19 protein-coding genes are annotated in these 18,414 nt (G+C 71.9%); 10 read left to right on the top strand and 9 right to left on the bottom strand.

Annotated elements, in window-relative coordinates:
* Nucleotides 1-77: 77 nt before the first annotated feature.
* Nucleotides 78-563, bottom strand: a complete 486-nt coding sequence (locus K8U61_RS08700; RefSeq protein WP_224122603.1) for a DUF1269 domain-containing protein — start codon at nucleotides 561-563, stop codon at nucleotides 78-80.
* Between the two features lie 192 nt (nucleotides 564-755).
* On the opposite strand from K8U61_RS08700, the gene K8U61_RS08705 reads away from it, so the two are divergent.
* A complete protein-coding gene (locus K8U61_RS08705) occupies nucleotides 756-956 on the top strand; it encodes a DUF8691 family protein (protein ID WP_224122604.1) in 201 nt (66 codons plus the stop codon).
* On the opposite strand, the gene K8U61_RS08710 is transcribed toward K8U61_RS08705, so the two are convergent.
* Both K8U61_RS08710 and K8U61_RS08715 read right to left on the bottom strand, forming a co-directional pair.
* Nucleotides 940-2,649: a SulP family inorganic anion transporter gene (locus K8U61_RS08710; protein WP_224122605.1), complete on the bottom strand. Its 1,710-nt coding sequence runs from the start codon at nucleotides 2,647-2,649 to the stop codon at nucleotides 940-942. The two genes, K8U61_RS08705 and K8U61_RS08710, sit on opposite strands and share 17 nt — an antisense overlap.
* Complete coding sequence (locus tag K8U61_RS08715) at nucleotides 2,646-3,731, bottom strand: AI-2E family transporter (protein WP_224122606.1); 1,086 nt, start codon at nucleotides 3,729-3,731, stop codon at nucleotides 2,646-2,648. Before K8U61_RS08715 ends, K8U61_RS08710 begins: the two co-directional genes overlap by 4 nt.
* 142 nt (nucleotides 3,732-3,873) lie before the next feature.
* Between K8U61_RS08715 and K8U61_RS08720 the strand changes: the two genes are divergently transcribed.
* Genes K8U61_RS08720 through K8U61_RS08735 form a run of 4 tightly spaced genes read left to right on the top strand, consistent with a single transcriptional unit; the run spans nucleotide 3,874 to nucleotide 6,521 of the window.
* A complete protein-coding gene (locus tag K8U61_RS08720; protein ID WP_224122607.1) occupies nucleotides 3,874-4,293 on the top strand; it encodes a hypothetical protein in 420 nt (139 codons plus the stop codon).
* A gap of 13 nt (nucleotides 4,294-4,306) precedes the next feature.
* Nucleotides 4,307-4,621: an SHOCT domain-containing protein gene (locus K8U61_RS08725; protein WP_224122608.1), complete on the top strand. Its 315-nt coding sequence runs from the start codon at nucleotides 4,307-4,309 to the stop codon at nucleotides 4,619-4,621.
* Nucleotides 4,618-6,117: a cardiolipin synthase gene (gene cls, locus K8U61_RS08730; RefSeq protein WP_224122609.1), complete on the top strand. Its 1,500-nt coding sequence runs from the start codon at nucleotides 4,618-4,620 to the stop codon at nucleotides 6,115-6,117. The genes K8U61_RS08725 and cls overlap by 4 nt, the downstream gene beginning before the upstream one ends.
* Nucleotides 6,114-6,521, top strand: coding sequence for a hypothetical protein (locus K8U61_RS08735; RefSeq protein ID WP_224122610.1), 408 nt, complete (start codon nucleotides 6,114-6,116; stop codon nucleotides 6,519-6,521). The genes cls and K8U61_RS08735 overlap by 4 nt, the downstream gene beginning before the upstream one ends.
* Here the strand turns inward: K8U61_RS08735 and K8U61_RS08740 are convergent.
* From K8U61_RS08740 to K8U61_RS08750, 3 genes are all read right to left on the bottom strand, one after another.
* On the bottom strand, nucleotides 6,518-6,661 hold the full coding sequence (locus K8U61_RS08740) for a hypothetical protein (protein ID WP_224122611.1): 144 nt from the start codon (nucleotides 6,659-6,661) through the stop codon (nucleotides 6,518-6,520). The genes K8U61_RS08735 and K8U61_RS08740 overlap by 4 nt on opposite strands.
* Before the next feature lie 97 nt (nucleotides 6,662-6,758).
* Nucleotides 6,759-9,086: an MMPL family transporter gene (locus K8U61_RS08745; protein ID WP_224122612.1), complete on the bottom strand. Its 2,328-nt coding sequence runs from the start codon at nucleotides 9,084-9,086 to the stop codon at nucleotides 6,759-6,761.
* A 36-nt stretch (nucleotides 9,087-9,122) separates the two neighbouring features.
* The gene (locus K8U61_RS08750) at nucleotides 9,123-9,722 is read right to left on the bottom strand and encodes a TetR/AcrR family transcriptional regulator (RefSeq protein ID WP_224122613.1); all 600 of its coding nucleotides are present in this window, start codon (nucleotides 9,720-9,722) and stop codon (nucleotides 9,123-9,125) included.
* A gap of 133 nt (nucleotides 9,723-9,855) precedes the next feature.
* On the opposite strand from K8U61_RS08750, the gene K8U61_RS08755 reads away from it, so the two are divergent.
* The gene (locus K8U61_RS08755) at nucleotides 9,856-11,232 is read left to right on the top strand and encodes an NAD-dependent malic enzyme (protein ID WP_224122614.1); all 1,377 of its coding nucleotides are present in this window, start codon (nucleotides 9,856-9,858) and stop codon (nucleotides 11,230-11,232) included.
* 110 nt (nucleotides 11,233-11,342) lie between these two features.
* Here K8U61_RS08755 and K8U61_RS08760 read toward each other — a convergent pair whose 3' ends face one another.
* Together K8U61_RS08760 and K8U61_RS08765 are read right to left on the bottom strand one after the other, a co-directional pair.
* The gene (locus K8U61_RS08760) at nucleotides 11,343-12,302 is read right to left on the bottom strand and encodes a putative endonuclease domain-containing protein (protein ID WP_224122615.1); all 960 of its coding nucleotides are present in this window, start codon (nucleotides 12,300-12,302) and stop codon (nucleotides 11,343-11,345) included.
* A 146-nt stretch (nucleotides 12,303-12,448) separates the two neighbouring features.
* The gene (locus tag K8U61_RS08765; protein ID WP_224122616.1) at nucleotides 12,449-14,473 is read right to left on the bottom strand and encodes an MMPL family transporter; all 2,025 of its coding nucleotides are present in this window, start codon (nucleotides 14,471-14,473) and stop codon (nucleotides 12,449-12,451) included.
* Nucleotides 14,474-14,527: 54 nt separating this feature from the next.
* Here K8U61_RS08765 and K8U61_RS08770 point away from each other — a divergent pair, with 54 nt between their 5' ends.
* The gene (locus K8U61_RS08770; RefSeq protein WP_224122617.1) at nucleotides 14,528-15,007 is read left to right on the top strand and encodes a MarR family winged helix-turn-helix transcriptional regulator; all 480 of its coding nucleotides are present in this window, start codon (nucleotides 14,528-14,530) and stop codon (nucleotides 15,005-15,007) included.
* Here the strand turns inward: K8U61_RS08770 and ppgK are convergent.
* The gene (gene ppgK / locus K8U61_RS08775) at nucleotides 14,983-15,738 is read right to left on the bottom strand and encodes a polyphosphate--glucose phosphotransferase (RefSeq protein WP_224122618.1); all 756 of its coding nucleotides are present in this window, start codon (nucleotides 15,736-15,738) and stop codon (nucleotides 14,983-14,985) included. The two genes, K8U61_RS08770 and ppgK, sit on opposite strands and share 25 nt — an antisense overlap.
* A gap of 54 nt (nucleotides 15,739-15,792) precedes the next feature.
* On the opposite strand from ppgK, the gene K8U61_RS08780 reads away from it, so the two are divergent.
* The 3 genes from K8U61_RS08780 to K8U61_RS08790 are packed head-to-tail and all read left to right on the top strand — an operon-like array spanning nucleotide 15,793 to nucleotide 18,286.
* Nucleotides 15,793-16,491, top strand: coding sequence for a maleylpyruvate isomerase N-terminal domain-containing protein (locus tag K8U61_RS08780; RefSeq protein ID WP_224122619.1), 699 nt, complete (start codon nucleotides 15,793-15,795; stop codon nucleotides 16,489-16,491).
* Nucleotides 16,492-16,523: 32 nt separating this feature from the next.
* Nucleotides 16,524-17,525: an ATP-binding cassette domain-containing protein gene (locus K8U61_RS08785; protein WP_224122620.1), complete on the top strand. Its 1,002-nt coding sequence runs from the start codon at nucleotides 16,524-16,526 to the stop codon at nucleotides 17,523-17,525.
* Nucleotides 17,525-18,286, top strand: a complete 762-nt coding sequence (locus K8U61_RS08790; protein ID WP_224122621.1) for an ABC transporter permease — start codon at nucleotides 17,525-17,527, stop codon at nucleotides 18,284-18,286. Before K8U61_RS08785 ends, K8U61_RS08790 begins: the two co-directional genes overlap by 1 nt.
* Nucleotides 18,287-18,414: the final 128 nt, after the last annotated feature.

The raw sequence follows: 18,414 nt of genomic DNA on the forward strand, positions 1-18,414 counted from the left end.
CCGGCAGGGTGAGTCTCGACGCCCGAGCCCTCGGATTCAACTCGTGTCAGTTTTTCCGACCCGGCGAGTCGTCGAGATCACCCGCCGAACACGGCCCGCAGGGCGGCTTCGTGGTCGGGGTCGAGATCGGTCCGGATGAGCTCGGCACGGGGACCGTCGGCGAGGGCGGCCTGCAGCCGGTCGACGACGAGGTCGGGGGCGAGCACCACCAGCGCGGAGGTGCCGGGCGTGACCCGGTCGCGCAGTCGGTTGACGAAGTGGTCGTCGATCCCCACGTCGGCGAGTGACCCGGCGAGAGCGCCGGTCGGTGCACCGAGCGCGGCGCCGAGGAGGGGCACGAAGAACACCAGGCCGAAGAGCAGTCCCCAGAAGCCGTCGCCCAGCGCACCCGGGTCAGCGACCTCGAGCGTCCTCGTGAGCGGCCGCCGGTCGTGGGCGGGCCAGGCCACGACGGCGGCGGCGTGGCCGATCGGCGGGTCGCCGGGGCCGACGCCCTGCAGCAGCCGGGCGGCGCGGTCGGCGGTGTCCGGTCTGTCGAAGCGCCACGCCGTCAGGGTCGCCATCGGCCCTGCCCGCCGTGCGCGAGCCCCCGAGGCGACGGGCCGGGGAGGGCGGGGGAGCTCATGCGCCCAGCCAAGCGGCCCGGCACCGGTCCGTCCTCGCCCGTTTCGTATGAGGACGGGGCGTCGTCGCGGACTTAGCGTCCTGCCAAGGGAACACCGGTGGGTGGCGGACCCGACCGCGGAGGTGACGGCATGACCAGGATGCTGATCCGAGTCGACGCCGAGATCACCGACGAGCTCAGCGGCGCCTTCCCGCACCTCGTCGCGCGGACGCAGCCGGCGACCACGACCCTGACCGGCGAGATGACCGACCAGCAGGAGCTCCAGGGAGTGCTCAACCTCCTGAACTCGCTGGGGATCGGCGTCGTCGAGGTGGTCACGATCCCGGACTGACGCGATGGGTACGACCGACCTGGATCGCGAAGGTGGTCGACTCACCGATCACCGGGGTGGCCTCGAAGACCCGGACGTTGCCGTACGCGCGGGTGGTGCCGTCGCGGTCCCAGCGGCGCACCAGGGCCGCGTCGACCCCGGACAGGTAGAGGGCACCGTCGACGGCGGCGAGCTGGTGCGCGTAGTCCCCGATCATCTTCAGGAACGTCGAGCCGAGGGTCGAGCGCCCGCGCAGCCGCAGCACCACGACCGGTCCGTGGCCGGGCGGCCCGGCCTTCGCGGCGGGCGGCGGCGGCAGCTGACGTTGCAGGGTCCGGGTGCCGGCGAAGAAGAGGGAGCCGTAGACGTCGAGCACGAGGACGTCGTACGGCAGCAGCCGGCTGGGTGCGGGCTCCTGGACGAGCCGGCCCCGGTCGTCGAGCCGGAGCCGGACGACCCGGAGGTCCAGCGCCTCCCGGTTGAGCTGCATCAGCAGGGAGGCCGCGAGCCCGACGCCCACCGCCTCGGCGACGGGCAGCGCCAGCACCGCGACGAAGGTGCAGACCATCGCGATCGCCGGGATCGACCCCGCCCGGGCGACCGACCAGAGCTCGGCGGGCCGGATGGTCGACCACCCCGCGAAGACCAGGACCGCGGCCAGGGTGGGCATCGCGACCCGGCCGACGAGGCCCGAGAAGATCAGCAGGATGGCGAGCATCCAGCAGCCGCTGAAGACCGACGCCCAGCGTGATCGGGCTCCGGCGGCCACGTTGAGCGCCGACTGGCTGACGGACCCGCCGACGACCTGCCCGCCCACGAGCCCGGCCGCGAGGTTGCCGACGCCCTGGGCCGCGAAGTCCTGGCGTCCCGACGACCGGCTGCCGTCGGGGCTGGGCAACGCCTCGGCGACGCCGGCGCCCTGCACGAGCACGATCGCGGCGACCGAGGCCGCACCGACCAGCAGCGACAGGCTGAAGGCGCCGGGGGAGGGCAGCCCGGGCGTCGGGAGGCCCGTCGGGATCGCGCCGCCGTCCGAGACGCGGGCGACGGTCGAGGCGTCCGTCAGCCAGACCACCGCGGTCGGCACGACGAGCGCCACGAGCGCGCCGTACGTCGCCCAGCGGGTCCGGCCGAGGCCGACCAGGAGGGCGAGCGCGCCCAGCCCGCAGGCCGCGGTCGCGAGGTGGACGCCGCCCGGGTGCGTGACGACGTACCAGGCCTTCTGGACCGCGACTCCGCCCTCGGTCGGCGACCCGAGCAGCGTGGGCAGCTGGCCGAGCACGATGTTGGTCGCGATGCCGCCGAGGAAGCCCAGCATCACCGAGTAGGAGACGAAGTGGATGAACCGGTCGAGCCGCAGCACGGCGGCGGCGATCATCAGTGCGCCCGCGACCAGGGTCAGCCAGAGCATCGCATCGGCGCGTTCGGCCCGGTCGACCTCCGCGAGCGTCGAGCCGGCCGCGAGCGCCGCGGCGCTCGTCGTCGTGATCACCATCAGCCGGGTGCTGGTGCTCAGGCCGCCGGCGATCGGTCCGGCGAAGGAGGCGTAGAGGCCGTGGGTGGGGCTGAGTCCGGCGAGCACGGACGCCGCCATGCCGTCCGGGACGCTGCCGATCGCCCGCGGCAGGCCCGCCACCAGGTCCGCCCGCAGGTCCGCGCGACGCGGCCGCAGGTCGCGGAGCCGGCCGCGGACCCGGCGACCGACCGGGCTCACGACGCGCCGGCGACCCCGGGCTCGGCCAGTGGCTCCTCGTCCTTGTTGGAGATCAGCGGACGCAGCCAGCGGGTCGAGGGGTCGATGTCGACGAGCAGCGCCTTCGCCAGCAGGGTGAGCGGGATCGCCAGCAGCGCGCCGAGCGGTCCGATCACCCACGCCCAGAAGATCAGCGAGATGAAGGACAGGGTCGCCGAGAGACCGACGGCGTCGCCGACCACCTTCGGCTGGATCACGGACTGGATCACGACGTTGAGCACGCAGTAGACGACGATCACCGCGATCATCAGCCCCGGTCCGCCGGAGAGCAGAGCCAGGACGGCCGGCGGGATCAGGCCGATCACGAAGCCGATGTTGGGGATGTAGTTGGTGATGAAGGCCAGCAGACCCCACAGCAGCGGCGCCGGCACGTCGAGGATCGCCAGTGCGATCGTGTCGAGGACGGCGACGATCAGGCCGAAGACCGTCGAGACCGCGAGGTAGCGGCGGGTCCCGTGGGCGAAGGACGACAGCGCCTCGATGATCAGCGGCCGGGCTGCCCGGGCGTGCTCGAGCTGCCGCGGGAACGAGCCACCGTCCATCGTCATGAAGAGGACGAGCGCGAGGATGAAGAACAGGTTGGAGACCAGCCCCAGCAGCGCTCCGAGCAGGTCGCCGATGAAGCCGCTCAGCTGGCCGAGGTCGAAGGACGACCCGACCTTGTCGATCTGGTCCTGGCTGACGCCGGCGTCGTGGAGCTGTGCGGTGAGGTCCGCGATCCGCTGGTCGAACTCGTGGGTGTACTGCGGCACCAGGGTCGCGAAGCGGGCCACGGAGACGACGACCGCGAGAGCGAGGCCCACGATCAGCAGGTAGACGACGACCGTGCAGACCAGGGACGCGGCCCAGGTCGGCATGTAGCGGTCGAGCCACCGGCGCAGCGGGTGGACCGTCACCGTGAGGACGAGGGCGAGGAAGGCCGGCGCGATGATGTCGGCCGCGGCCTTGAGGCCGGCGATCACCACGACGGTGGTCGCGAAGCCGAGCATCACGACGACGCCGCGGGGCAGCCCGGTCCGACCGGGTTCGCTCGTGATCGTCACGCCAGCTCCGTCCGTCCTGCTCGCTCGGCCCCATCGTGGGGGACCGCGGACCCATGCGGCTCACCCGACTTGGGTGACCTCCCGCCAGAGGGCCGACCCTACTGTGATCGACATGGAGAGAGGTCCGGTCGAAGTCCTGTTCGTGGCGTTCCCAGGAGACGTCGGCCTGGCCGACATGGTGGGCGTCGTACGACGACCGGTGCAGGCCGGGACGATCCGGCTCATCGACTGCGTCGTGGCCCTGCGCGACGAGAGCGGTGACCTCGCGCTCCTCGACCTCGAGGAGGGGCTGCCTGCGGAGCTGGCCGGTCTCGACATCGACGAGAACGACCTGCTCAGCGACGCCGACCTCGAGGTCTTCGCGGAGTCGTTGGGCGACGGCCAGCAGGGCCTCGCCCTCGTCTTCGAGGAGCTGTGGGCCAAGCAGGCCGTCGACGACCTGGAGGCGCTCGGCGCGGAGATCGCCCTCTTCGGCCGGATCGCGCCCGAGGACGTCGACGCGGCGTTCGCGGCCCAGCTCGATCCCCAGCGCGACGCAGATCCCGACGCAGAGGAGGCCTGACATGATGCGACGGATGGGTCGTCCAGGCCTGGTGGGCACGATGGCGCGGACCGCGGTCATCGCCGGCACCGCCACCGCGACGTCCAACGCGGTCAACCGCCGGCAGGTGGCGCGCGCCCAGGAGCGCGCGGAGGCGGAGGCCTACCGCGAGCAGCAGTACGCCGCCCCTCCCGCCGCGGCACCCGCGCCCGCGCCGGTCGCGCCCGCCCCGGCGGCGGCCGCGGGCGACGACCTGGTCGCCAAGATCGCCCAGCTCGGCGAGCTGCACCAGCAGGGCATCCTCAGCGACGAGGAGTTCGCGGCCGCCAAGCAGAAGCTCCTCGGTTGACGGGCGCTCTCTCCTCGCCCTCGGCCGCGATCGCCGCGATCGTCCTCGCGGTCGAGATCGCGATCATCCTCAGCGCCCTGGTGGTGCTGCCCGGCGGCCGTCGCCCGCAGACCGCGATGGCGTGGCTGATCCTCATCATCGCCGTACCGCTCTTCGGCTTCGTCGTCTTCCTGCTCTTCGGCCGCACCTCCGTGGGCCGCAAGCGCCGGGCCCAGCAGGAGGAGGTCAACGCCGCGATCCTGGCCGCCGCCCCGCTCGACGAGCTCGCGGACGCCGACCGGCACGCGGAGCTGCCGCCCCTGGTGCGCACGATGGCGCACCTCAACCGCAACCTCGGCGTGCTCCCGCTGTCGTTCGGCAACGACGTCGAGCTGATCGACGACTACGAGGGGTGCGTGGCGGCGATGGCGGCCGAGGTCGCGAGCGCCGAGCACTACGTGCACGTGCAGTTCTACATCTCCGCGTGGGACGAGGTGACCGCGCCGTTCTTCGAGGAGCTGGTCCGGGCCGTCGCGCGGGGCGTGCAGGTGCGCTTCCTCTTCGACCACATCGGGTCCAAGGGCATCCCCGTCTACCAGGACATGCTGAGCCGGCTCGAGGGCACCGGCATCCAGTGGGCGCCGATGCTGCCGATCCGGCCCCTCAAGGGCGAGGTACGCCGGCCCGACCTGCGCAACCACCGCAAGATCCTGGTCGTCGACGGCCGGGTCGCCTTCAGCGGCTCGCAGAACCTCATCGAGGCCTGCTACGACAAGCCGAAGAACCAGAAGCTCGGCCGGGCCTGGGTCGAGCTGATGGCCCGCGTCGAGGGCCCGGCCGTCCAGGAGCTCAACGTCGTTTTCGCCACCGACTGGTTCACCGAGACCGGCGAGACGCTGCGCGACCTCGTGGCCGTCCTACCGCCCGCGGCGCAGCCGCGCCCGGGCGACACCGGCGTCGTCCGCGACGTCGGGATCCAGGTGGTGCCGAGCGGACCGGGCTTCGTGACCGAGAACAACCTGCGGCTCTTCAACACCATGCTCTACTCCGCCGAGCGCCGGCTCTCGCTGACCAGCCCCTACTTCGTGCCGGACGACTCGCTGCTCTACGCCGTGACCACGGCGGCCCAGCGCGGGGTCGAGGTGGAGCTCTTCGTCAGCGCGACCGCCGACCAGTTCATGGTCGCCCATGCCCAGCGCTCCTACTACGAGGCACTGCTGATCGCGGGGGTGCGGATCTGGCTCTACCCCGAGCCGTTCGTGCTGCACGCCAAGCACTTCTCCGTCGACGACCAGGTCGCCGTCGTCGGGTCGAGCAACATGGACATGCGGTCCTTCGCCCTCAACTATGAGGTCGTGATGATGATGACCGGCCCGGAGATCGTGGCCCGGCTGCGCGAGGTCCAGGACACCTACCGCGCGCTGTCCACCGAGCTCACTCTCGACGCCTGGCGCGAGCGGACGCGCACGCAGCGCTACGTCGACAACCTCATGCGGCTGACCGCGACCCTCCAGTGAGGCGCGGCGTCGCGGCCGCCCTCCTGCTGGCGGTCCTGGTCAACCTGCCCCTGGTGCACAGCACGGTGACCGGAGCCCACGTGGAGCGTCGGGGCGTCCTGGTCGGGGTGACCCTCGCGATCGACCTCCTGCTCGTGCTCGCCGTCCTGCTCGTGGTCCGGTACGGCGCGAGCCTGCGGCCGGTCGAGATGATTGCGCTCTCCGACGTCGGCCGCTGCGCGCCCGGCGGTCGGTTCGAGCGGCTGGACGAGGACCGCTGGGAGGTGCGCGGCGAGGTGGTCGAGATCGCCCCCGACCGGGTCGTGCTCGACACCGGTGGGCGCCGGGTCGTCGTCCACCTCGACGGGCACGCCAACCCCGTCGGCCACCAGCAGCCGGCGCGGGTGGAGGCCCGGCCCCTCTAGCGGTGGTCCAGGACCGGGGCGACGGCTGGCTCGGCGGCGGTGCGGCGGGAGAGGCCGGAGACCAGCACGGCGACCATCAGGGTCGGTGCGAGGAGCACGAAGGCCATCAAGGCCACGATCACGAACGAGTGGATCGACATTGGGCACCCCTGGAAGTCGGAACGGCCGCCACGGGAGATGTCTCCTCGTGGCGGCCGCCCCAAACGTGCTTCCGGAGTGGCGCAGGTAACGATCGCGCTACGACCGGGTGCCGGACTCCTCGGCCAGCCCGTCGAGCTCCTCGTCGTACGACCCGTCACGCAGGTAGGGCCGGTCGAGGTTCTCGCCCTCGACGTCGACGTTCGGCAGCAGGCGGTCCAGCCAGCGCGGCAGCCACCAGGCCTTCTCGCCGAGCAGGTAGAGCGTCGCCGGGATGAGCACCATCCGGACGATGAAGGCGTCGAACACCACCGCGACGGCGAGCGCGAAGCCCATCGACTTGATGATCGCCTGGTCCTGCAGCATGAACGCCGCGAACACGGCGGTCATGATCGTGGCGGCCGCGGTGACCACCCGGGCGCTGTTGCGGAACCCGTCGACGACCGCCTCCTTGGTGGAGTAGCCGTGGACGTGCGCCTCGCGCATCCGGGTGACCAGGAAGACCTGGTAGTCCATCGCGAGCCCGAAGACCAGGCCGATCAGGAAGATCGGCATGAAGCTCACGATCGGCTGACCCTCCATCAGCCCGAAGGTGCCCTGCTGGAAGATCGCCACGGTGACGCCGAGGGTGGCGAGCACCGACAGCAGGAAGCCGAGCGTCGCGGTGAGCGGCACCAGGATCGAGCGGAACACCAGCATCAGCAGCAGGAACGCGAGCCCGATGACGACGGCGAGGTAGATCGGCAGGGCGTCCGCCAGCCGCTCGGAGACGTCGGTCTGGATCGCGGTCTGCCCGGTCACGCCGATCACCGTGCCGGTGTCGGACTCGATGCCGGCCTGCTCGTCGCGCAGGTCCTGGAGCAGGTCCTCGGTCGCGGTGTCGTCGGGTCCCGACGACGGGGTCACCAGGATCTGCGCGCCGGTCCCGGCGTCGTTCGTGGCGATCACCTGGGCGTTGCTGACGTCCTGCTGGCCCTCGGCCCAGTCGGCGACCTGCGCGATCGAGGCCTGCCGGTCCTTCTCCGGTACGTCGGTCGCGTCGACGACGATCATCAGCGGGGACTCACGACCGGGGCCGAACGCGTCGGTGATGAGGTCGGAGGCCTTGCGCTGCGTGGTGTCGCTGGCGGCGGTGCTGTCGGTCGGGAAGGCCAGGTGGAGGTCCTTCAGCGGGATCGCCAGGGCGCCGAGGCCGATGATCACGGCGAGCACGAAGGCGATCGGCCGCTTGCCGACCAGGCGCGCCCAGCGGACGCCGTTGTTGAGCACGTGGCCGTCGGGCTCGCGGTGCGGGGCGTAGCGGCGTACCCGGCCGCCGAAGGCCTTGGACTTGAGCAGCCCGAGGATCGCCGGCAGCAGGGTGAGCGCGACGAGCACCGCGATCAGCACGGTCGCGGCCGCGGCCAGGCCCATGGCGGTCAGGAACGGGATGCGGACGACGGCCAGCGCGCTCAGGGCGATGAGCACGGTGAGGCCGGCGAAGACCACGGCCGACCCGGCGGTGCCGACGGCGATGCCGACGGCCTCCTCGCGGTCCTCGGTGTGGTGCAGCTCGTTGCGGTAGCGGGCCAGGATGAAGAGCGTGTAGTCGATGCCGACCGCGAGGCCGATCATCGAGGCGAGCATCGGGGTGCTGGAGCCGATGTCCATGAAGGCGGTCATCGCGGTGACGCCGGTGATGCCGAGCGCGACGCCGAACACGGCGGTGAGGATCGGCAGGCCGGCCGCGACGAGCGAGCCGAAGGTGAGCACGAGGACGACGAGGGCGACCGCGATGCCGATCAGCTCGGAGGAGCCGCCGGCCTCGACGTCGCCGCTGAGGCCCTGGCCGTTGGCCTCGACGGTCAGGCCGGCGTCGCGGGCCTGGTCCATCGCGGCGGTGAGGTCGTCGATGGTCGACGCCGCGACGTCCGCGGAGGTGTCGACGTCGAACTCGAAGGAGATGGTGCCGACCTGGCGGTCGGAGGAGAGCGGGCTGAGCGCCTCGGCGTTCGCCTTGGCCTCTCCCGGAGGCGTGCCGCTCTGGCGCGCGGACTCGATCAGCTGCTGGCGCTGGGCGTCGGCGGCCTGGACCGGGTTGGCGAGCTGCGCGTCCTCGGGCATCTGCGGGAGGGCCTCGAGGTCGGACACGAGGGAGTCGACGGCCTTGGAGTAGCGCGACTCGTCGAGCGTGTGCCCCTCGGGGGCGGACACGACGACGGTGACGTTGGCGCTGTCGAGCGCGTCGCCGCTGGCCGGGAAGAGCTCCTGCTGGAGGTCCGCGGCCTTCTCCGACGGGATGCCGGGGATGGAGAACGCGTCGGTCATGGGCTTGGAGAAGCCGGCGGCGATGCCGCCGACCGCGACGAGGAGGATGACCCAGCCGGCGATGAAGGCCGGCCACCGCCGGTAGGCGGTCTTGCCGAGTCGGTAGAGCAGGGTGGCCATGGGTGTGGGCTTCCTGGCTAGTGGGTGGCTGTGGGATCAGCTCGTGAAGAGCTGGCGGGTGGTGGCGAGCTGCACCTCGAAGAGCTCGTCCAGGGAGCGGGTCTCGCCCTCCTGGAGCAGCTCGACGAGCGCGGTGTCGAACAGGGCGAGGAGCAGGCGCAGCAGCAGCCGCGCCCGGGCGCGGTCGAAACCCGCGCCCTCGCGCTCGAGCACGAGCTCGGTGAACTCCTCGGTGATCCCCTCGAACCGCTCGTGGGCGGCGACGAGGAGGCGGGGGTTGGTCGACATCAGCCGGCGGACCAGCTCGACCTGACCGCGGTCCGGCTGCTTGACGGCGAGCACGGCCCGCGCCAGCTCGGCCAGGTCCTCGACCAGGTCGCCGTGCGGGCCGCCGGTGTGGAAGGTGGCGAGCACGGCGGGCGGGATCTCGGGGTGCTCCCCGAGCACGGCGTCGAGCTTGCTCGGGAAGTAGTTGAAGAGGGTCCGGCGGGAGACCTCGGCGGCGCCGGCGAGGTCGTCCATGGTGAAGCCGTCCAGGCCGTGCTCGTCGGTGAGCCGCTGCGCGCACAGGGTGATCCGCTGGCTGGTCTCCCAGCGCTTCTGCTCCCGCAGCGACGTGGTTGCACTCTCGGACATGAAGTGCATTCTTGCACTATCAATCAAGGAGTGCAAACTTGTGGCGACCGTCACACCGATCCCGGCCCCGCTGATGGCAGCCATCGCGGACCCGACTTGCCGGTAACCGACGACGAGGGGGAGGGTTCGAGGCATGGCCGCCACCACCTCGTCGTACTCGATCACCATGCGTCTCCACACCGCCCCCGACCACGGGGTCGTCGGAGCGGTGGCGACGGCGATCGCCCAGGCCGGTGGGATCGTGACCGCGATCGACGTGGCCGAGTCGAGCCACGAGCGGCTGGTCGTCGACGTCACCTGCTCGGCCGCCGACGCGGAGCACGCCGCGCGGCTCGAGGCGGCGGTCGACGAGGTCGCCGGTGTCGAGGTCTACCGGGTGAGCGACCGGACCTTCCTGCTGCACATCGGCGGCAAGATCGAGGTCACCTCGAAGGTGCCGCTGCGCAACCGCGACGACCTGTCGATGGCCTACACGCCGGGGGTGGGTCGGGTCAGCCAGGCGCTCGCCGACCACCCCGAGGACATCCCGCGGCTGACCGTGAAGGGCAACTCGGTCGCCGTCGTCACCGACGGCTCCGCCGTGCTGGGCCTGGGCAACATCGGCCCCGGCGCCGCGCTGCCGGTGATGGAGGGCAAGGCCGCACTCTTCAAGCGCTTCGCCAACATCGACGCCTGGCCGATCTGCCTGGCCTCCCAGGACACCGACGAGATCGTGCGCGCGGTCGAGATGATCGCCCCGGGCTTCGGCGGCATCAACCTCGAGGACATCGCCGCCCCGCGCTGCTTCGAGATCGAGCGCCGGCTGCGCGCCTCGCTCGACATCCCGGTCTTCCACGACGACCAGCACGGCACCGCCATCGTGGTGCTGGCGGCGCTGACCAACGCGCTGCGCGTCGTACGCAAGGCGCTGCCCGAGGTGCGGGTCGTCGTCTCCGGCGGTGGCGCGGCCGGCACCGCGATCGTCACCCTGCTGCTGGCCGCGGGCGTCACCGACGTCGTCGTCGTCGACCGGTCGGGCGCGCTGTCGGCCGACGACGACACGCTCTCGCTGGTCCACCAGCAGCTGGCCGAGGCGACCAACCCGCGCCGCGTCCGCGGCGACCTGCACACGGTCCTCCACGGCGCGGACGTGTTCATCGGCGTCTCGGCCCCGGGGGTGCTCAAGGCGGAGTGGATCCAGGACATGGCGCCCGACGCGGTCGTCTTCGCGCTGGCCAACCCCGACCCCGAGGTCGACCCCGCCGAGGCCGACAAGTACGCCGCCGTCGTCGCCTCCGGTCGCTCGGACTACCCCAACCAGATCAACAACGTGCTGGCCTTCCCCGGCGTCTTCCGAGGCCTCCTCGACGCCCGTGCCCACGAGGTCACCATCGAGATGCTGCTGCGCGCCGCCGAGGCGATCGCCCTCGTCGTGAAGGACGAGGAGCTCAACCCGAACTTCATCATCCCCACCGTCTTCCACCCCGACGTCCCCAAGGCCGTCGCCGCCGCTATCCGCGGGGAGGGCTGACTCGGGTCGGACGGGAGGACCCGGCCGATGCGGCATTCACCGGTGCACCGGTGAATGCTGCACTTCTCGGCCGATGCAACGCCTGAGAAGTGACGGGGTCGCCTGAGAAGTCAGGCGGCCCGGGCCTGTCGGAGTGCCCGGCGAACGAGCTCGGCGGTCCGGGTGGGATGGGCGAGGTCGGCCCAGTCGATCCGGATGCACCGCCAGCCGGTCAGCTCGCAGATGCGCTGCTCGCGCTTCTTCTCCGCGATCACGACGTCGGAGGCGCGTTGCCCGGGCTTGAGGAGCTTCTCGTACTTCACCTTGCCGTCGAACTCGAGGAAGAGACCGAACTCCGGCCAGGCGAAGTCGACACGATGGATGATGCGTCCTGACTCGTCCTTGATCGGATACTGCGCCACCGGCGTGGGGAGGCCGGCGTCGAGGATCAGGTGCAGGGTTCGGCTCTCGCCCACCGACTCGACCAGCCCGTTCGCCCGATGGAGCACGAGGCCGGTCCGGAGGGTGTTCGGCCATCGGTCCATGACGGCGTATCGCTCCAGCAGCTCCTCCTCCGTCGTCATCCCGCAGTGGAGGAAGTGGTTGACGATCACCAAGCCGGCCTCCGCCGAGGCGACGGTGGTGACCTCCAGCGCCAGCCGGGTGGGCGTGATGACGCGGACCCCGTGTCGGTCGACGACGTCGTCCTCGGCGAGCTTCCCGCAGTGCTGGTGGACCCCGGCCTCGTGACGACCCGCCCGCCCGTCGGGTCTGGTGACGTGGACGTCCGCGAGGTCGAGCCCCCAGACCGGCGCGTCGTACTCCGGCAGTCCGGACACGTGGGAGAGCACCACGTCGGTGCACGATCGCTGAACGACGGCTCGCGCCCGCAGCCCGTGCCGTCCGGCAGCATCGAGCTGGTCGTGGTTCGTCTTGTCGGTGTACGCGCCGGGGCGGATCCGGATCAGGACCCCGGCATCGACCAGCCGTCGGATCGAGCGGTCGTCGTGACCGTTGGCGAGCAGCGTCTTGCGCAGGTAGACGGGCGCGTTGCGGGGGTCGTCGTCCGGACGCTCGGGCGGGATCATCATGAGCAGATCCCTGCCCCGCCCGTCTGTGGACGACGCAGCTCGTCTGCCGCCTGTGGAGAACCGGGCGGCGGAAGCACGCGGGGCGCCGTACTTCTCAGGCTTCCCTGTCACTTCTCGGCCGATGCAACGCCTGAGAAGTGCGCGATTCACCGGTGCACCGGTGAATCCTGCATGCGAGCGCTGACCGACCGCGGCCACCAGAAGCGGTCGCCGAGCACCAGCGCGATCGCCGGCACGAGGAGCGTCCGCACCACCAGGGCGTCCAGCAGCACGCCGAGGCAGATGACGGTGCCGAGCTGGGCCAGGACGACCAGGGGCAGCACCCCGAGCACGGCGAAGACCGCGGCCAGCAGGATCCCGGCGCTGGTGATCACGCCTCCGGTGGCCGAGAGTGCGCGGAGCATCCCGCCGCGCGAACCGGCCCCGGTCGACTCCTCACGGGCCCGCGTGACCAGGAAGATGTTGTAGTCCACCCCGAGGGCGACCAGGAAGAGGAAGGCCAGCAGCGGCACCCCGCTGTCCATGGCGTCGAAGCCCAGCGGCCCGGCGAAGAGCCACCACGAGGCACCCATGGCCGCGACGTACGTCGCCACGACCGTCAGCACGAGCAGGACTGGTGCGACCACCGACCGGAGGAGCACGACGAGGCCGGCGAGCACCAGCGCCAGGATGATCGGCACGATCAGCTCCAGGTCGTGGTCCTGGGCGTCGGACTCGTCGATGCGCTGCGCCGAGGAGCCGGTGACGTGGGTGTCGTCGTAGGCGGCGAGCTCGCCGCGGAGCCGTTCGATCGTGGCATCGGTGTCGCTGCCGGCGAGGACCGTGTCGATCACGCTCACGCCGCCCCCGGACTGGCTCACGCGCGCCGACTCCACCCCGGCGGTGCTCCGGACCGTGTCCAGCACGCGGTCCGCGTCGTCGGCGGTCACCACCTGGGTGGGGTCCGCGACGCCGGCCGGGTAGGACTCCGCCAGGCGCTCGGAGGCGGCGATCGCCTCGGGGGTGTCGAGGAACTGGTCGGCCTGCGACAGGCCCAGGGAGATCGACCCCACACCGACGGACAGCGCTCCGAGCAGGACCAGGGTGCCGGCGACGACGCGGCCGGGATGGCGTGCGACACGGTCGCCGATCCGGTGGAACAGGGTGGGCGACTCGCTGGTGACGGCCTGGCCGACGTGCGGGACGCGGGGCCAGAAGACCCAGCGACCGAAGCAGACCAGGGCGGCAGGCAGCACGACCAGGGCGAAGACGGCGGCGACGACGATGCCGACGGCGCAGGCCACCCCGAGTCCGCGGGTCGTCGGGAAGGCCGAGAGCAGGAGGGTGAGCAGGCCGAGCACGACGGTGGTCGCGCTGGCCAGCACGGCTTCCGCCGTACGCCGCAGCGCGGCCGCCATCGCCCGGTGGCGCGACTCCTCGAGCCGCAGCTCGTCGCGGTAGCGCGAGATCAGCAGCAGCGCGTAGTCGGTGCCGGCGCCGAAGACGAGCACCGACAAGATGCCGGTCGTCGACTCGTCCCAAGCCACGTGCAGACCGGCCATCAGCTGGGTCGCCGCGACCGCCGCGAGGCGGTCCGCCACGCCCACGACGACCAGCGGCACGAGCCAGAGGAAGGGGCTGCGGTAGGTGATGACCAGCAGGAAGGCGACGACCAGCGCGGTCGCGAGCAGCAGCCGCGTGTTGGCACCGTCGAAGACGGCTGCCAGGTCGGCCTGGACGGCGGCCGGTCCGGTGACCTGGGCGGTGACCCCCTCCGGCGCCGCGGCCCGGGCCGCGGACCGGAGGTCCTCGACCTCGTCGGCGACCTCGGTGGCGGACCCCGATCGGACCGGGACGACGGTCAGCACGGCGGTGCCGTCCTGCGACGGCTGCACCTCGCCGGCTGCCCCGAGGTCGGGCGCCGCGTCGCGGATCGCGGCGACCTGCTCGCGCGTGAGCTCGCCGGCGTCGGCGGTGAAGAGCACGACGGCCGCGCTGGTCGCCTGGTCGGGCAGGTCGTCGAGCAGCGCGGTGCCCTGCGTGCTGTCGTAGCCATCGGGGAGACTGTCCGTGCTCGTGGTGGTCCGCTGTCCCTCACCGACACCGGCGATGAGGATGCCGGCCAGCAGGAGCGGGAGGACGACGACCGCCCAGGCGGAGCGCCGGGCGGTGATGAGCTCGGGCACGGACATCGACACCTCCGATAGAGTCACTAACTAACTTAGCAACTAAGCAGGTGAGAGAAAATGGCGGGTCCGGCCAGCTCCTTCGCCGACGGGTGGAAGCAGACCCCGAGCCTGCTCGCGCTGCGCGAGGCGATCGAGCGCGGCGGCCGGCTCCGCCACGTGATCGCGCGCCGGGCCGGCCTGTCCGAGAGCGACCTGGTCGCGATGGAGCACCTCATGCGCGAGCCGCTTGGCCCCGCCGAGCTGGCCCGGATCCTCGACGTCAGCACGGCCGCGTCGACCGGGCTGGTGGACCGGCTCGCCCAGCGTGGTCACGTACGTCGGGAGCCGCACGAGGCCGACCGCCGGCGTACCCAGGTCGAGGTCACGGCCTCCGGGCGCGAGGAGGTGCTGGCGCACCTGCTGCCGATGTTCCGGGCGCTCGACGAGCTCGACCGCGGCTTCACCGGCGAGGAGCGCGCGGTCGTGGCGCGCTACCTCGCCGGCGTGGTCGCCGCCTTCGACGACCTCGAGCGTCAGCCGCCGCCCTCGGAGGCGTAGAGCGCGGCGCCGACGACACCGGCCTTGTTGAGCAGCTGCGCGGGGATGATCTCGGTGTCGATCTCGATGAGCGGCAAGAACTCCTCGGACTCCTTCGACACGCCTCCGCCGACCACGAACAGCTCGGGGGAGAAGAGCATCTCGAGCGTGCGGTAGTAGGTCGTCAGTCGCTTGGCCCAGTGCTTCCACGAGAGGTCCTCGCGGGTGCGCGCGCTGTTGGCCGCGCGGGACTCGGCGTCGTGGCCGTCGATCTCGAGGTGGCCGAGCTCGGAGTTGGGCACGAGCACGCCGTCGTGGACGAGCGCCGAGCCGATGCCGGTGCCGAGCGTGGTCACGATGACCAGGCCGGACCGACCCTTGGCGGCGCCGTACCGGACCTCGGCCAGGCCGGCCGCGTCGGCGTCGTTGACGACGTGCACCTCGCGGCCGGTCGCCTCGGTGAAGAGCTTGTCGGCGTCGGTGCCGATCCAGGCCTTGTCGATGTTGGCCGCGGAGTGCACGACGCCGTGGCGGACGACACCGGGCACGGTCACCCCGACCGCGCCCGTGCAGTCGGGGAACTTCGCGAGGAGCTCGACGAAGATCTCCGCGATGTTGTCCGGGGTCGACTTGTCCGGCGTCGAGATCCGCTCGCGCTCCTGCGCGAAGTCGCCGGTCCCGAGGTCGACCGGGGCGCCCTTGATGCCGGTGCCGCCGAAGTCGATGCCGAAGGGCTGCGCGCTGCTGGCCATGGGGTCAACCTAAACCGTTGGGCCGATGCCGGGTCCACCTGTCACGCTCGTGCGGTGCCCACCGAGCTCACGGTCGCGCAGCACCTCGAGGGCCTGCGCGTGGCGATGGTCGCGTTCGTGCGGTACGCCGATCGCGCGGGGCTCGACGCGCCGGTGCCGACCCGGCCGGGCTGGACCGTGCGCGACCTGGTCGCCCGCCAGGGCGAGGCGCACCACGAGGTCGCGGCCCGGGTCCGCGGGGAGGAGCCGGGACCGGCCGAGCCGATCGCCGATGAGCCGCTGGAGTGGCTGCGCGACCGGGCGATCGAGCTGGTCGAGGCCTTCACGCGCGCTCCGCACGACATCTGGGCCCGGCGAGCCTGCCACCAGACCACGATGCACGCGGTCGACGCGCTGGCCGCGGCCTTCGGCCGGGCGCCGGACCCGGCCGAGACCTGGATCTCCCCCGAGCTCGCGGCCGACGGGATCGACGACCTGCTGACCGGTCTGCCGACGCCGGCGACCGTCCGGCTGCGCGCCGACGCCCCGGCGGTGCTGCTGGTGGCGCCGGACGACGTGCCCGACTGGTGGCTGGTCCGGATCGGCCCGCGGCCGGCCGTCGTCCAGCACGGCGCCGGCCCGCGGCCCGCCGTACCGGTCGCCGACTGGGAGCTCCGCGACGGCGCCGTCGCGCTCTACCTCGCGTTCTGGGACCGGTCGGCGCGGCCGATGAGTCGGCGGCCCCGGAGCGGTCCTCCTCTCTGGTCGGCGTGACCCGACCCGACCCGTCCAGCAAGGGAGACCGCATGATCACCGCACGAGGACTCGTGCAGACGTTCCACACCGGCCGCGGCAAGCAGGCGACGGAGGTGCGCGCCGTCGACGGCGTCGACCTCGACGTCGCCGAGGGGGAGGTGGTCGGCTTCCTCGGGCCCAACGGCGCCGGGAAGACCACCACCCTGCGGATGCTGACGACGCTGCTCAGCCCGACCGCCGGCACCGCCACCGTCGCCGGGTACGACGTGGTGCGCGAGCCGGTCCAGGTCCGGCGCAGCATCGGCTACGTCTCGCAGGTCGGCGCCACCTTCTCCGGTGCGTACGCCGGGGACGAGGTCGTCGACCACGGGATGCTCTACGGCATGAGCCGGGCGGACGCCGTACGCCGCGGGCAGGAGCTCTTCGAGCGGCTCCAGCTCGACGGGCTCTGGAAGCGGATGCCCAAGAACATGTCCGGCGGGCAGAAGCGCCGCCTCGACGTGGTGATGGGACTGATCCACGACCCGACGCTGGTCTTCCTCGACGAGCCGACCACCGGCCTCGACCCGCAGGCGCGGGCGAACCTCTGGGACCACATCGCCGACCTGCGGCGCGAGCACGGCGCGACGGTCTTCCTGACCACGCACTACCTCGACGAGGCCGACGCCCTCGCCGACCGGATCCTCATCATCGACCAGGGCCGGATCGTCGCCGCCGACACCGCCGACAACCTCAAGGCGCAGGTCTCGGGCGACCTGGTCGACCTCGAGGTCGCCGCCGACGACCAGGTCGCGCTGGCCGCCGAGCGGCTCGCGACGGTCGCGCAGGCCGTCGAGACCGACGGGCACCACGTGCGCGGCCGGGTGCAGCGCGCCGGCCGGGTGGTCCCCGGTCTGCTGCGCGACCTCGACGCCTCGGGGGTGGAGCTCGACTCGATCGAGGTGCTGCGGCCGACGCTCGACGACGTCTTCCTCACCATGACCGGCCGCTCGCTGCGCGACGCCGAGTCCGGGGACGGGCAACCGGAGACCGAGCGGGAGGAGGTCGCCTGATGGCCTTCGCCCGCGACAGCACGATCGTCTTCCGGCGCCAGATCCGGATGAACCTGCGCAACCCCGCCTGGGTCCTGATCGGGATCATGCAGCCGGTGCTCTACCTCGTGCTCTTCGGCCCGCTGCTCGAACCGCTGGTCGACCAGTTCGGGGTGAGCACCGACAACGCCTACACGTTCCTGGTGCCCGGCCTGCTCGTGCAGCTGGGCATGTTCGGCGCCTTCTTCGCCGGCTTCGGCCTGATCGGCGAGTGGCGCGAGGGCGTCATCGAGGCCGAGCGGGTGACGCCGGCCGCGCGGTCGGCGCTGCTCGTCGGCCGGCTGATGCGCGACGTGCTCCAGCTCTTCGTGCAGGCGCTGATCCTGGTCGGTCTCGGCTACCTGATGGGCATGCGTGGCTCGGCCGCCGGCGTCGTGCTCGGCATCGTCATCACGCTGCTGATCGGCGGCGCCTGCGCGGCCGCCTCCAACGCGCTCGCGCTGACCACCAAGAGCGAGGACGTGATGGCGCCGGTCATCAACATCGTGATGATGCCGGTGCTGCTGCTGAGCGGGATCCTGCTGCCGATGACGATCGGGCCGGAGTGGCTGCAGCGGCTCAGCGACTTCATGCCGTTCCGGTACGTCGTCGACGCCGTCCGCGACTCCTTCGCCGGCGACCTCGGCGACTCCGCGGTCCTGTGGGGCACGCTCTGGTCGCTGCTGCTCGCCGCCCTCGGCACCTGGTGGGGCACCTCGACCTTCCGCAAGGAGAACGCCTAGCTGTAGTTCCTCATCAGGTTGTGAACGGCGAGGCGTAGACGAATAGCGAGGACCTCCAGTACGGAGGGGGTTACCACACCTACCCACCTACTGGAGGTCCTCGTGACTCACGCTAACGCGCCCTTGGC

This window comes from Nocardioides mangrovi (genome assembly GCF_020073815.1).
GTDB lineage: Bacteria > Actinomycetota > Actinomycetes > Propionibacteriales > Nocardioidaceae > Nocardioides > Nocardioides mangrovi.